This is a genomic window from Alcanivorax sp. P2S70, assembly GCF_000475295.1.
Lineage (GTDB): Bacteria > Pseudomonadota > Gammaproteobacteria > Pseudomonadales > Alcanivoracaceae > Alcanivorax > Alcanivorax profundi.
In genome coordinates this window covers 32224-44911 of record NZ_AXBZ01000004.1, presented here as the reverse complement: position 1 = coordinate 44911, position 12688 = coordinate 32224, and the positions used below count along the sequence as shown (strand labels likewise).

Below are 12688 nucleotides of genomic sequence, written 5' to 3'. Positions count from 1 at the left end.
CTTGTCACCTTATCCGGCTATGAGATTGTTCATTTGCATGATCGGTAGCATCACCGACAGCACGATGAGGACCACGACGGAAGCCATCACCAGCAGCATGATCGGACCGAGCAAGCCCACCATCGTGTTCACCGTACTGGTAAGCTCACGTTCCTGGTAATCCGCGGCACGGGTCAGCATGTGATCCAGCTCACCACTGGCCTCGCCACTGGCAATCATCTGCACCAGCATGGGCGGGAAATAGCCACTGGCATCCAGTGCCCGGCTCAGGTTCCCCCCCTCGCGAACCTTGACCGCTGCATGTTTCACCGCATCCCGAATGGCGAGATTGCCTACCACCTGGGCCGCAATAAACAAGGCGTCAACCAGAGGGACGCCTGAGCGCCCGAGGATGCCGAGGGTGCTGGCCAATCTGGCACTGTCCGCCGCTCGCAGCATGGTGCCAACCATGGGCATACTGGCGAGCTTGCGGTGCACACGCAACCGGAAACCCGGCTCTCGCATGGCTCGGCTAAAGACGAACACACCCACAACGATCAACAACACCAGCATCCAGCCCCAGCTGCGAGCGAAATCACTCAGCGTCATGACAATGATCGTCAGCATGGGGAGCGCTTGATCACGGCCTTCAAAGACCGCGACCAGCTTGGGCACAACGAAGGTCATCATCAGCATGATCACGATGCTGGCAAACACCATGATGAAGGCCGGGTAAATCATCGCCTGGGCTACCGACCGTCCCGTGTCGTGGCGGGTTTCAAGGTAGTCGGCAAGTTGCTCCAGCACTTGCTCCAGGTGCCCGCTCTGCTCCCCCGCGGCCACTGTCGCCCGGTACATTTCGGGGAAAGCACGGGGAAAGGATTCGAAACTGCGGGCCAGACTAAAGCCTTCGCGAACCTTGGCCCGCACAGCCAACATGATGCGTTCGATGCGATCGTTGGCGGCCTGTTTGGCCACCGCAGACAGGGCCTGCTCCACCGGCAGACCGGATTTCAGCAGGGTTGCCAACTGGCGAGTCACCAGCGCCTGCTCTGCGCCACTGAGTTTGCCAGAGGAAGAAAAACGGCCAAGCCCGGCTTTGGGAGCCGAGTCCTGGGCTTCGTCGACTTCAATAGGAACCCAACCCTTGTCACGCAGCTGCTGACGCACCTGGCGGGCACTGTCGGCCTCAAGGGTTCCTTTTCTGATTTTGCCCCTGTGATCCAGGGATCGAAATTCAAATGCAGGCATCTGCCGCCCCGTTAGTCTTCCCGGGTGACCCGGAGTACCTCTTCAACGCTGGTCTGCCCGGCCAGTACTTTCCGCCAGCCATCCTCGCGGATACTGGGGGTGAGACTGCGGGCATGGCGTGTGAGTTCCAGTTCGCCTGCCTGGTCATGGATAAGCTGGCGCATGTTCTCGTCAATCAGCACCAGCTCATAAATACCGGTTCGGCCGCGGTAACCGAGGTGATTACAGTGCTCACAACTGCCGGGATGATACAGGGTAACCGTGTCATTCTCTGGCAGCCCCATCATGGCAAGCTCACTGGCAGAGGCTTCGTAGGGCTGTTTGCACTCATCACAGAGCACCCGTACCAAGCGTTGTGCCAGAGCCCCAAGCAAGGAGCTCGAGAGCAGGAAGGGTTCGATGCCCATATCCTGCAACCGTGTCACGGCACCCACCGCCGTATTGGTATGCAGTGTCGACAATACCAGGTGGCCTGTCAGAGAGGCCTGAACCGCAATCTCGGCCGTTTCCAGATCACGGATCTCCCCTACCATGACCACATCAGGATCTTGACGCAGAATTGCCCGCAACCCTCGGGCAAAGGTCATATCGACCTTGGTGTTGACCTGGGTCTGGCCAATCCCTTCCAGCTGGTATTCGATCGGATCTTCCACCGTGAGGATATTGCGTGAGCTGTCGTTGAGTTCGGTAAGCGAGGCATACAGTGTAGTAGTTTTACCGCTACCAGTAGGGCCGGTGACCAGGATAATCCCGTGAGGCTTGTGGATCAGCTCCCGCATCAGACTATCACAGGCTTCGCCCATCCCCAGATGGGAGACCTGCAGACGTCCGGCCTGCTTGTCCAGCAAGCGCAAAACAACCCGTTCACCGTTACTGGAGGGCATGGTAGAAACCCGCACATCCACGTCACGACCACCGATTCTCAATGAAATTCGGCCATCCTGTGGAATCCGTTTTTCAGCGATATCCAGACGGGCCATAACCTTGATGCGCGATACCAACAAGGGCGCCAGCTCACGTTTGGGCGTCAGGACTTCCCGGAGTACACCGTCAACCCGCAGCCGCACGACCAGACGTCGCTCAAACGTCTCAATATGAATATCAGAAGCATCTTCCCGGATTGCCTCTTGCAGCAAGGCATTGATCAGCCGGATGATCGGGGCATCATCCTCCTGTTCAAGCAAGTCGGAGGTTTCGGGTAGTGCATCAGCAAGGCTGGCCAGGTCCAGCCCCTCAAGATCATCCGCAGCCTCTGCCGCAGCACCTCGCTGCTGTTCGTAGGTCAGCGCCATGGCAGCGTTGAATTCAGCCTCAGTGAGGCGAACCAGGGTCGGCAAGCTGCCAATCTTACGTTGGATTTCGGACAGCGCAGTCACCGGCATGTCGTCACGGCAACACAGCTCTCTCTTGCCGTCCCGCTCCCGCAACAGCACCCCGAACCGTTTGGCATAACCATAGGGCAGCAAGTACGGTGCCTGTGGCTCGCTCACCGCGGGTTCATTCTGCAGGGATTCTGCTGCGTCCGACATCAGTATTTGTCCATTAGATTCACGATGACTTCCCGTGTCTGGGGGCTCAGATCAACGAACTGGAAGCCTACCTGATATTCCCCCGGGGCATCCAGATTCTCTGCCCAGACGGGCCGGGCGTCAAAACTCACCGTATTGACGCCCGCAATCTGATCCGGCAATACCATACCCAGCTGAAGGTTCTCACCGGCAGGCAAGTCCCGGCGGGTAAACAGCTTGAAACCGTCCACGCTCAGGTTCATCAGACGGCCCACATTGCCCCCGGTGCTCCGATCAAAGACCACCATCTCGCGGAACAATTTCTTGCGCGGATTACGGCGGTGGTCTTTTCGGGTATCACGCACTTCGTTCTCATCATCCGATTTGCGGATAACCAGAACCAGTCCGGTGAAATTGCCATAATCATCGTTGATAGCATTGCCTCGCAGAGTAAGCGCTACCAGGCCATCACGGTCATGGGCATAGAGGCTATGCTCATTTTTCCAGCTTTCGCCCTTTTCGCAGGCAAGCCTTACAGGGGAATCCTTCCATTCCCAACGGGGCTTGCCGGTATCGTCATTGAACAGGGTCGCCGCGAGATCTTCACCCACAAGGTCATCCCTCTGACGACTCAACAGCGCACACGCGGCTTCATTGCAGAAGGTAATGCGCCCACGGGCATCCGCACCGACCAACGCCTCACCGAGGGCATGTAACAAACGCTCGTTTTCGTCCTTGAGGCGTTTCATCTGAACCACAGCCTGCTGCAGCTTCTTGCGCTGTCGATCCAGTTCAAGAAATACATTTACCTTGGCTTCCAGGATTTTCTGATCAATAGGCTTGAACAGGTAATCCACAGCACCGCATTCATATCCTTTAAATACGTACTTCTGTTCTTTGGAAATCGCCGTAACAAAGATGATCGGCAGATTGCGCGTTTTCTTGTTCTTGCGCATTAATTCCGCCACTTCGAAGCCGTCCATTTCCGGCATCTGTACATCAAGCAGCACCAGAGCAAAATCATGCTTAAGTGCTAGCGAAAGCGCCTCATTACCTGACTGCGCCATTATGAGATTTCTGCCATCCCCATCCAGAATGGCCTCCAGGGCAATCAGGTTTTCCCTGTGATCATCCACAACCAAAATGTTCTGTTTCATTGGTTTACTACCCTGCAACCTTTTCAGCCAAAAATGGGCCAATTGCTTCGAGATCAAGCACCCTTGAAACCGCACCTGTTTTTACTGCCGATTCGGGCATTGTCGGTGCTTCAGCACTTACTGACGACTGGGCTATGGTATAGCCACCGCGCCGATGTATATATTCAATCCCGGCAGCGCCATCTTCATTAGCCCCGGTCAGGATGACTGCTGCAAGATGCCGACCGTATACCGCCCCCGCGGAAAAAAACAGTTCATCAACAGCAGGCCGTGAAAAGTGTACGGGCCGACCAACAGAAAAGGCCAGCGTTTCGTCCTCATTCACGAGCATATGATACCCCGGGGGAGCGACATAAACGTGGCCCGGGAGAATAACCTCCTTGTCTTCAGGCGCAATTACCGGCAGCGCACAATAGCGGGCCAACAACCAGGGCAGACGGTTCTCCGCACTCGCATGCTGGTGCTGTACCAGTAAAATGGCAGCGGGAAACCGGGACGGCAAGGCGGACAGAATCTGGGTATAGGCATTCAATCCTCCCCATGAAGCGCCCATCACGATTGCCTTTACTGGCCCCATCTGCTCTATCACGATGTGGTGTCATCGCCTCCACTGCGCGGAGTCTTGCCAGCCTCATAGGCTGCCCGGTGTGCCTGCGCCTGCTTCAATTTTTCCTGCAACTCCTTACGTTGACGGTCCAGACCAAGAAAAAAATCAACCTTGCTCTTGAGGATAAGGGGGTCAAGTGGCTTAAACAGATAGTCCACAGCACCGGCCTGATAGCCCTTGAAAACATATTTCTTTTCCTTGCTGATGGCAGTCACAAAGATAATCGGTATCGTCTGGGTGTCTTTTCGCTGACGCATAAGCTCCGCCACCTCAAATCCATCCATACCCGGCATCTGTACATCCAGCAAAACAAGTGAAATATCTTCCTTGAGCAGAATCTTGAGTGCTTCCTGGCCTGAGTGGGCCTTTATCAGCGTACGGCCTTCCCCTTCCAGAATCGCTTCCAGCGATACCAGATTGGCAGGTTGGTCATCCACTAATAGCAGTTTCTGCTCGATCATTACCTTTCTCTAATCATTGCAAATGTTGGAGTTGACGCTTGCGGAAAATCCGCAAGGATGTGTTTATCACATCGAATGCCTCTTCTTCCCCGGTAAACCGCAAGCTTTCCTTGGTGCCGAGACACAGGTAGCCGCCCAGATCGAGGCTTTCGCTGAACAATCGTATTACCCTGCCCTGCAAGGCACGGTCAAAATAGATCAAGACATTGCGACACAGAATGACGTGCATTTCGCCAAACACTTGGTCCGTAGCGAGATCATGGTCCGCGAAGACGATGTTGCGTTTCAGGCGCTGGTCCATAATCACGCTGTCATAGCGAGCGGTGAAGTAGTCCGATAATGAATGCCGGCCACCAGCGCGCCGGTAATTATCACCGTACTGTTTTACTGCTTCGATTGAATAAATTCCCTTCTTGGCAGCGGCCAGTACATTCTTGTCAATGTCCGTCGCGTATATCATGGCCCTGTCATACAGCCCTTCTTCTTCAAGAAGGATAGCCATGGAATAGATTTCTTCGCCTGTCGAGCAGCCCGCATGCCAGATTTTGATGAACGGAAACGTTTTCAGCACCGGCACAACGTCTTCCCGAAAGGCACGGTAAAACTCCGGATCACGGTACATTTCCGTGACATTAACAGTCAGGTCGTTGAGGAGCGTCACAAAGAATGGCCGGTCCCTTAATACCTTGTCGGTCATTTCCATGATCGATGAGAGTCCGGACATGGTAAGCCGGTGCAGGACGCGTCGACGCAGAGACGCTTTGCTGTATGAGCGGAAGTCATAGCCGTACATCTGGAAGATCGCTTCCAGCAGCAGGCGGATTTCGATGTCTTCAACATCGATATCCTCGTCCGTAATGGGCAGATGCTCCGCCATTGTCTACTCCCGCAAGCTACTTATGCAGCCAGACACGCAGCAAAGAAGTCAATTTCGTCATATCAATGGGTTTGGAGCAGTAATCATTCGCTCCCGCATCAATACATTTAGCACGATCGTCCTTCATTGCCTTGGCCGTAAGGGCCAGAATTGGCAATTTCTTGAATCTCGCCTGATCACGAATATGACCCATGGCCTCATAGCCGTCCATCTCGGGCATCATGATATCCATCAGCACGATATCGATATCAGGATTGGCATCCAGCGCCTCCAGGGATTCTCGCCCATTATTGGCGATGGTGATGTCAAAGCCCAGTTCCTCTAGCTGAGCGGAAAGCGCATAAATATTGCGCATGTCATCATCCACCAGCAGCAGTTGCTTACCTTCGAAAATATCATCCCGGTGATCGATACTCTCAGCGGCCGGTCGCCTGGCAGACGGTAGGGTCGACTCCAGCCAGTGCAAGAATAGAGATGCTTCATTAAGCAGGCGCTCATGGGAGCGCTCCGTCTTAAGAATGATGCGATCAGCATGCTTGCGCAGCCGTGCTTCTTCCTCACGTGTAAGGTCCTTGCCTGTATAGATAACCACAGGGACGCTATCGTATTCGTCGCTGCCATTCACGGTTTCAAGCAGTTCAAAACCACTCATGTCAGGCAAGGTAAGATCGAGGATCATGCAGTCAAAAACTGTCTCGCGCAGCGCTTCCAGCGCCTCCTGACCACTGGTGGCGGCAGTAATTTCCACCCCTTTCTGATCAAACAGTTCGCGGATGCTCTCATGCTGGATTTCACTGTCTTCAACCACCAGTAAACGACGCACATTTTTTTCAATCGCGCCTTCAATTTTGGCGAACGCGGCGAGAATATCATTCTGGTTAACTGGCTTGGTCAGCAAATCGAGCGCACCAAGATCAAGCGCTTTTTTGCGCTCGTCACGACCGGACAGGAAGTGCACCGGAATATCCTGAGTGCGGGGATCCGCCTTCAATGCCTCCATGACCTCCCAGCCATCAATGCCAGGCAGGCCAATATCGAGGATAATGGCACTGGGGCGGTAATGGCTGGCGTAATCCAGACCGGCCTCTCCGTCATGGCACACATGAGCCTCCAACCCGTAGTCAGCAGCAAGGTCCACCAGAACACTGGAGAATTCGATATCGTCTTCGACAATCAGGACCGTTTTCTCACGCACTACAAAGTCATCATCTGCCTCACCCATCGGCACCATAGACGCGGTGTGGGCCTCGGCATTGTCGCCGATGTCCGCGTCATCGCCATTTTCGGTAGTGACCAAGGACTCCGCCGAGCCTTCAGGGATGAAAAGCATGAAGGTTGAACCGGTACCCTCTCCTTCACTGTACAAGCTGATTTCTCCCCCCAGCAGGCGCGCAAGCTCACGGGATATAGTCAGGCCAAGGCCTGTGCCACCGTACTTACGGCTGGTGGTACCATCTGCTTGCTGGAATGCTTCGAAGATAAGCTTCTGCTTGTCCTCAGGGATACCCGCCCCCGTATCTGTTACCGCAAACCTGAGAGTTTCGGCCGGATTCAGGCTTCTTGAAGGCAGGGTGTCGCCCTCAACGGGACGGGTAATACTGAAGGTTACCGAACCATGCTCAGTGAACTTGAGGGCGTTGGAGAGCAGATTCTTGATGATCTGTTCCAACCGTTGTCGGTCAGTATAAAAATGGCTGGGGAGATTTTCCCCAAGTTCCACATGGAAATCCAACCCGCGACTTTCAGCCACATGGGCGAAATGGCGGCGGAAATGTTCGCCGATTTCGGTGGGTGACAAGTCATCAATCACCACGTCCATCTTGCCTTCTTCGATCTTGGAAATATCGAGGATGTCGTTGATCAGGCTGAGCAGGTCGGCGCCCGCAGAGTGAATTACCTGAGCATGCTCAATTTGCTTCTCTTCCAGATTCCCTTTCTTGTTCTGGCTCAGTGCATTGGAAAGAATCAGGATCGAGTTGAGCGGCGTACGCAGCTCATGGCTCATGGTAGAAAGGAATTCAGATTTGTACTTGGAGGACAGCTCCAGCTCTCTGATCTTGTCTTCCAGTTCATGGCGCAGCAGCTCCAGCTCATCATTTTTCTGCGCCATTTCTGTCTTTTGCTCTGTCAACAATCTCGCCTGGGCTTCCAGTTCTTCATTGGTGACACGAAGTTCTTCCTGTTGGGCTTGCAAGCTCTCTTCAGAGGCACGAAGTGCCTGGGTTTGGGACTCGAGCTCTTCGTTTATCGCCTTCAGCTCCTCCTGTTGTTGCTGCAAGCGCGATTCTGATGCGGCCAGTTCCATGGCCTGCTCTTCCAGATCGGTATTGACCTGCGCCATTTCCTCTTTCTGTTTCTCGAGGGCCTCAGCTTGTTCACGTGTCTGCTCGAGCATTTCACCGAGTTTCACTCGGCTCAACACGCTGCTTACAGAAATTGCGATCACCTCGGAGCACTGTTCAAGAAAGGCAAGATCATCATTGCTGAAGGTGCGGAAAGCACCGATTTCGAGCACACCTTTCAATTCTTCTTCGTGCACGACAGGCATGACAATCACATTGCTGGCCTGCCCTTTGCCGGTTCCAGAAGCGATACTGATATAATCATCAGGAACGGATTCCAGCAGAATTGTCTTACGCTCTAGCCCCGCCTGGCCAACCAGAGATTCGCCAAGCCGAAACTGGTTAGCCAGATGTTTACGGCGTTGCATTGCATAGGAGCTACTCAGGCTTAACTGCTGAGCATCGGGATCGAAACTGTAAAAGGCGCCGACTTGAGCCTCCAGTACAGGCACTAAAAAGCTGAGCATGTTGTTGCCCAGCTGCTGGTAACTCATCTCACCGCGCATACGGTTGTTGAGCTCCGCCAGATGGTTCTTGATGGTTTCCTGGCGTCGGTCTTCCTGGTTGCGTATAACCAGTGCATCGCGCATTTTTCGGATGGCGTTGAGTAGCAAACCGGTCTCATCACGGCCACCCTCTCTGATCTCGGTATCCCATTTGCCATCGGCAATGTGGTCTGCGGCAATCACCGCCCCCTCTAGCGGGCGGGTAATGGATCGGGTAACGCGCAAGGCAATCAACGCAAGCATGACAAAAGAAATTGCACCGAGAAGAAGACCAATTTTCTGGGTGCCAAGATTGTCCGCCCGACTGGTATTCAGGGTCTCACGGAAAGCGGAATAGCGTTGCCCCTCAAAAGCTTTTTGTTCCGCCTCGTAATCATCCTGTAATTGCCGAACCTGAGTAATGCGCTGGTAGAGATCATCACCGGCGCCATCCCCTTCAATGAGGGCTTTTGCCAATTCCCCTGCCTCATCAATGTATGACTTGAAGCTACGCTGAAGGCGGTCAACGCTACCGGCAAGTTCGGAATCAGTCGCCCGGATGGCATCAAGCCGGCGCAGGAATTCGCTGGCCCGACTCCGTGCTTCCTGTAATAAATCCGGGTCTGCCTGGCTGATGGCAGCGATAAAGGACTCACTGATGGCAATGAAGTCCACGTTATTGGCATTCACCAGCTCGAGGACAGGGAAATCCTGTTTTTCTATGCGTTTGAGGTTATTGATATTCGTTTCAGCGATATAAAAGCTGTAAACGGCATAGACCAGAAATAACGCAATACCCAGTCCGGCTACAGACAAAATCTTCAGCCGCACGGACAGGTTCTGGAACCAGTTCATCAGAGAGCCCTCTTGCCTTTCCGGCTTTTTGTTTTCAGTGCCCTGCAAAAGGGCTAAGACAAAAGAATGAGGCTAACAGAAACCGGACCAATGCGGCAATAAAGCCCATTAACAAGAAGGCCCATCTGCTTGATTTCACAGGATTAACGGTTGGGAGGATAACGGGAGTTGGTGCCCGGGGCGGGACTTGAACCCGCACGACCAAAGGTCAACGGATTTTAAGTCCGTTGCGTCTACCAATTTCGCCACCCGGGCGGTGACCGTGCAGGTCGATGATTGGAGGCGCGGGTCGGAATCGAACCGGCGTACACGGAGTTGCAGTCCGCTGCATAACCACTCTGCCACCGCGCCTTAAACTGTCTACCAAGAAAAAACCTCGGCAACGCCGAGGTTCTCTGGAATCTGGAGCGGGAAACGAGATTCGAACTCGCGACCCCGACCTTGGCAAGGTCGTGCTCTACCAACTGAGCTATTCCCGCATTGTGCGACAAGACTGACGTAACACTGTGCCTCGTTGCGGTGAAGAATTCTACCCATCCGCCTTATAGTGTCAACCCGCGAAATGGCATTTTTTCTGGTTTTTCAGGACTTTGACTGACTTTTGAGCAATTCTGGTGCTGCAGCACGCAGATACGCAAGCATGGACCACAGGGTCAATGCCGTAGCAAGATAAAGCAGGCCGTAGCTCAACCACAACCAGGGGGTCATCACAATATCTCCCGCCAGATCGAAACCCGGTTTCTGTGCCAGCAGCAAGGTAATGGCTGTCATTTGTGTCACCGTCTTGATCTTTCCAAGCTGGCTGACCGCAACCCGGGAACGCTTCCCAAGCTCTGCCATCCACTCACGCAGCGCAGAGACAGTAATTTCGCGTGACACAATCACCATCGCCGGCACGGCCAGCCATGCAGTGGCATGCACCTGTACCAGCATGACCAGCGCAACTGCAACGATGAGCTTGTCAGCTACAGGATCCAGGAAGGCGCCAAACGGGCTGGTCTGGTTCAGTTTGCGCGCGAGATAGCCATCCAGCCAGTCGGTGATGCCCGCGGCCAGAAACAGTAACGCCGCACAAAGGTCACTCCACTTGAACGGAAGGTAGAACACCAGCACCAGGACGGGAATTGCCACCACACGAATCAGGGTAAGGATATTGGGCAAATTCAGGACCGGGTTCTTCTGCTGCATGTGACCTACCGCTTGTGGACTAAGCGAACAGTATAACGAAAAGCAGCACGTCCCTCATGGGAGATTTTTTGTTGCCAAAGATATCCGGGCTCAAACAAGGCGCTATTCATGTAACCAGTCATAAATCTGTTGCGCCAGCTGGGTATTCACCCCCGGCACCCTGGCAAGCTCCGTCGCCGAGGCGTTCCTTAGCTGCTTTAGTCCGCCAAAGTGGGTTAGCAAGGCCTTGCGTCGCTTCGGTCCGATACCAGGAATTTCATCAAGAGAGGATTGCTTGCGGGCCTTGCCGCGGCGGGCCCGGTGCCCGGTGAGTGCGAAGCGGTGAGCCTCATCCCTTACCTGCTGGAGCAAATGCAGCGCAGAATGCGAAGGCCCCGGGGTGAACTCGCGACCATCAGGTAGGTACAAGACCTCAAACCCCGGCCGGCGGCTGGGACCTTTGCCAATTCCCATCACCCGGATTCTCCCTTGCAGACCCAGCTCTCCCATCACGTCCCATGCTCGCTGCATCTGTCCTTTGCCACCATCAATGAGCAGCAGGTCAGGTAGCCTGCCCTCCTCTTTCAGCCTACGTTGGTAGCGCCGGCGCACCGCTTCCTCGATGGCAGCATAATCGTCCCCGGCCTGATCCGGGCTGACATTGAAGTGGCGATAATCCGTTTTCCTGGCCCCTTGCTGATCAAACACGACACAGGAGGCCACCGCTTTTTCACCCTGGGTATGGCTGATGTCAAAACACTCAATACGGCGCACAGGCTCTTGCGCCTCCAGAAGGCTTTCCAGCGCCAGAAAGCGAGACTCCATATGCTCCCGGGCAGCCAGCTCTGTAGCGAGCGACTGCTGGGCGTTGGTGGTAGCCATCTGCAACCATGCCGCCCGCTCACCGCGCACCTTCCAGGCCAGCCGCACCTTGCGCCCCCACTGTTCGGTCAGCGCCTCCTGCAGCACTGGCGCCCCCTCAACAGGCAGCGTCAACAGGATTTCCTGCGGTTTGACCGGGTCTTCGCGATCCCCCAGATAGTACTGGGACAGAAAGGCTTCGAGGATTTCAGGCAGCGCTTCCTCTCCGCGGGTATCTGGCCGGAAATTACGGTGCCCCAGTATCCGCCCGCCCCGAATCATCAACACATCCAGCACCGCCAGTCCGTGCCGACCCTCGATGGCTACCACATCCAGATCACCCTGCCCGGTCTCCGCCACCTGCTTTTGCTGTACCGCCTGAATGGCCGCCAGTTTGTCTCGCAACAGCGCGGCTTTCTCAAAGGCCAGCCCGGCGGCGGCGGCTTCCATTTGCGCACTGAGCGTGTCAACGACTTCGCGACTCCGGCCATCCAGAAAATCCCGCGCCATACGCACCTGTCCGGCATAGTCCTCTGGCGAGACCAGCCCCACACAGGGAGCAGTGCAACGGTTGATCTGGTGCTGAAGGCACGGGCGGGTACGATTGCGGAAATAACTGTCAGAGCAATTGCGGACCTGGAAGACCTTTTCTACCAGTGAAAGTGCCTCGCGCACCGCTCCGCCACTGGGGTAAGGGCCAAAGTAATCGCTTCCCTTGCGGCGCGTTCCTCGATGGAAGGTAATGCGCGGGTACGTATCCGCACTGGTAATGCGGATGTACGGGTAGCTCTTATCGTCCCGTAGCAGAATGTTATAGGGGGGGCGGATCGACTTGATCAAAGACTGTTCCAGCAACAGGGCTTCTGCCTCGCTACGGGTAACTGTGGTCTGCACATCAGCGATACGGGCGACCATGGCGCGTGTTTTGACGCTGCTGACGTTCTTCTGGAAATAACTGCTCAGGCGAGCCTGCAGGTTTCTCGCCTTTCCCACATAGAGCACCTGCTCCTCAGCGTCCAGCATGCGATACACACCCGGCTTGCGGGCGCAATGCTGAAGAAAGTGTTTGGAATCAAAGTCTGGCAATGGAGCTGTCCCTGTGATCAAGACGAGCAATTGTAACAGTGACAGCCCCGAG

General features: G+C 54.8%; 9 protein-coding genes and 3 tRNA genes. All 12 read right to left on the bottom strand.

The genetic code is table 11. The annotated features are described in order from the left end of the window. Positions 1 to 9 precede the first annotated feature (9 nt). Positions 10 to 1230, bottom strand: coding sequence for a type II secretion system inner membrane protein GspF (gene gspF / locus Q672_RS19530; RefSeq protein WP_022984092.1), 1221 nt, complete (start codon positions 1228 to 1230; stop codon positions 10 to 12). A gap of 11 nt (positions 1231 to 1241) precedes the next feature. Further along, complete coding sequence (gene gspE, locus Q672_RS19525; RefSeq protein ID WP_022984091.1) at positions 1242 to 2759, bottom strand: type II secretion system ATPase GspE; 1518 nt, start codon at positions 2757 to 2759, stop codon at positions 1242 to 1244. Continuing rightward, positions 2759 to 3895 carry a response regulator gene (locus Q672_RS19520; protein WP_022984090.1) on the bottom strand — a complete coding sequence of 379 codons (1137 nt, stop codon included), beginning with the start codon at positions 3893 to 3895 and terminating at the stop codon, positions 2759 to 2761. Before Q672_RS19520 ends, gspE begins: the two co-directional genes overlap by 1 nt. A 7-nt stretch (positions 3896 to 3902) precedes the next feature. Then, positions 3903 to 4484, bottom strand: coding sequence for a chemotaxis protein CheB (locus Q672_RS19515; RefSeq protein WP_233552397.1), 582 nt, complete (start codon positions 4482 to 4484; stop codon positions 3903 to 3905). After that, positions 4481 to 4963: a response regulator gene (locus Q672_RS19510; protein WP_022984088.1), complete on the bottom strand. Its 483-nt coding sequence runs from the start codon at positions 4961 to 4963 to the stop codon at positions 4481 to 4483. The genes Q672_RS19515 and Q672_RS19510 overlap by 4 nt, the downstream gene beginning before the upstream one ends. Positions 4964 to 4976: 13 nt before the next feature. Next, positions 4977 to 5840, bottom strand: a complete 864-nt coding sequence (locus Q672_RS19505; protein WP_022984087.1) for a CheR family methyltransferase — start codon at positions 5838 to 5840, stop codon at positions 4977 to 4979. A 16-nt stretch (positions 5841 to 5856) separates the two neighbouring features. Then, positions 5857 to 9522, bottom strand: coding sequence for a response regulator (locus tag Q672_RS19500; RefSeq protein ID WP_022984086.1), 3666 nt, complete (start codon positions 9520 to 9522; stop codon positions 5857 to 5859). Between the two features lie 169 nt (positions 9523 to 9691). Then, positions 9692 to 9777: transfer RNA gene (locus tag Q672_RS19495), tRNA-Leu, on the bottom strand. A 22-nt stretch (positions 9778 to 9799) separates the two neighbouring features. Then, positions 9800 to 9873, bottom strand: a tRNA-Cys gene (locus tag Q672_RS19490). A gap of 52 nt (positions 9874 to 9925) precedes the next feature. Beyond that, positions 9926 to 10001, bottom strand: a tRNA-Gly gene (locus Q672_RS19485). 103 nt (positions 10002 to 10104) lie between these two features. After that, the gene (gene pgsA / locus Q672_RS19480; protein WP_022984085.1) at positions 10105 to 10710 is read right to left on the bottom strand and encodes a CDP-diacylglycerol--glycerol-3-phosphate 3-phosphatidyltransferase; all 606 of its coding nucleotides are present in this window, start codon (positions 10708 to 10710) and stop codon (positions 10105 to 10107) included. A 102-nt stretch (positions 10711 to 10812) separates the two neighbouring features. Continuing rightward, positions 10813 to 12636, bottom strand: a complete 1824-nt coding sequence (gene uvrC / locus Q672_RS19475) for an excinuclease ABC subunit UvrC (RefSeq protein WP_022984084.1) — start codon at positions 12634 to 12636, stop codon at positions 10813 to 10815. Positions 12637 to 12688 lie beyond the last annotated feature (52 nt).

Coding starts and splice junctions, on each gene's coding strand:
- gspF (WP_022984092.1), bottom strand. CDS start 1,230: ATGCCTGCATTTGAATTTCGATCCCTGGATCACAGGGGCAAAATCAGA.
- gspE (WP_022984091.1), bottom strand. CDS start 2,759: ATGTCGGACGCAGCAGAATCCCTGCAGAATGAACCCGCGGTGAGCGAG.
- Q672_RS19520 (WP_022984090.1), bottom strand. CDS start 3,895: ATGAAACAGAACATTTTGGTTGTGGATGATCACAGGGAAAACCTGATT.
- Q672_RS19510 (WP_022984088.1), bottom strand. CDS start 4,963: ATGATCGAGCAGAAACTGCTATTAGTGGATGACCAACCTGCCAATCTG.
- Q672_RS19505 (WP_022984087.1), bottom strand. CDS start 5,840: ATGGCGGAGCATCTGCCCATTACGGACGAGGATATCGATGTTGAAGAC.
- Q672_RS19500 (WP_022984086.1), bottom strand. CDS start 9,522: ATGAACTGGTTCCAGAACCTGTCCGTGCGGCTGAAGATTTTGTCTGTA.
- pgsA (WP_022984085.1), bottom strand. CDS start 10,710: ATGCAGCAGAAGAACCCGGTCCTGAATTTGCCCAATATCCTTACCCTG.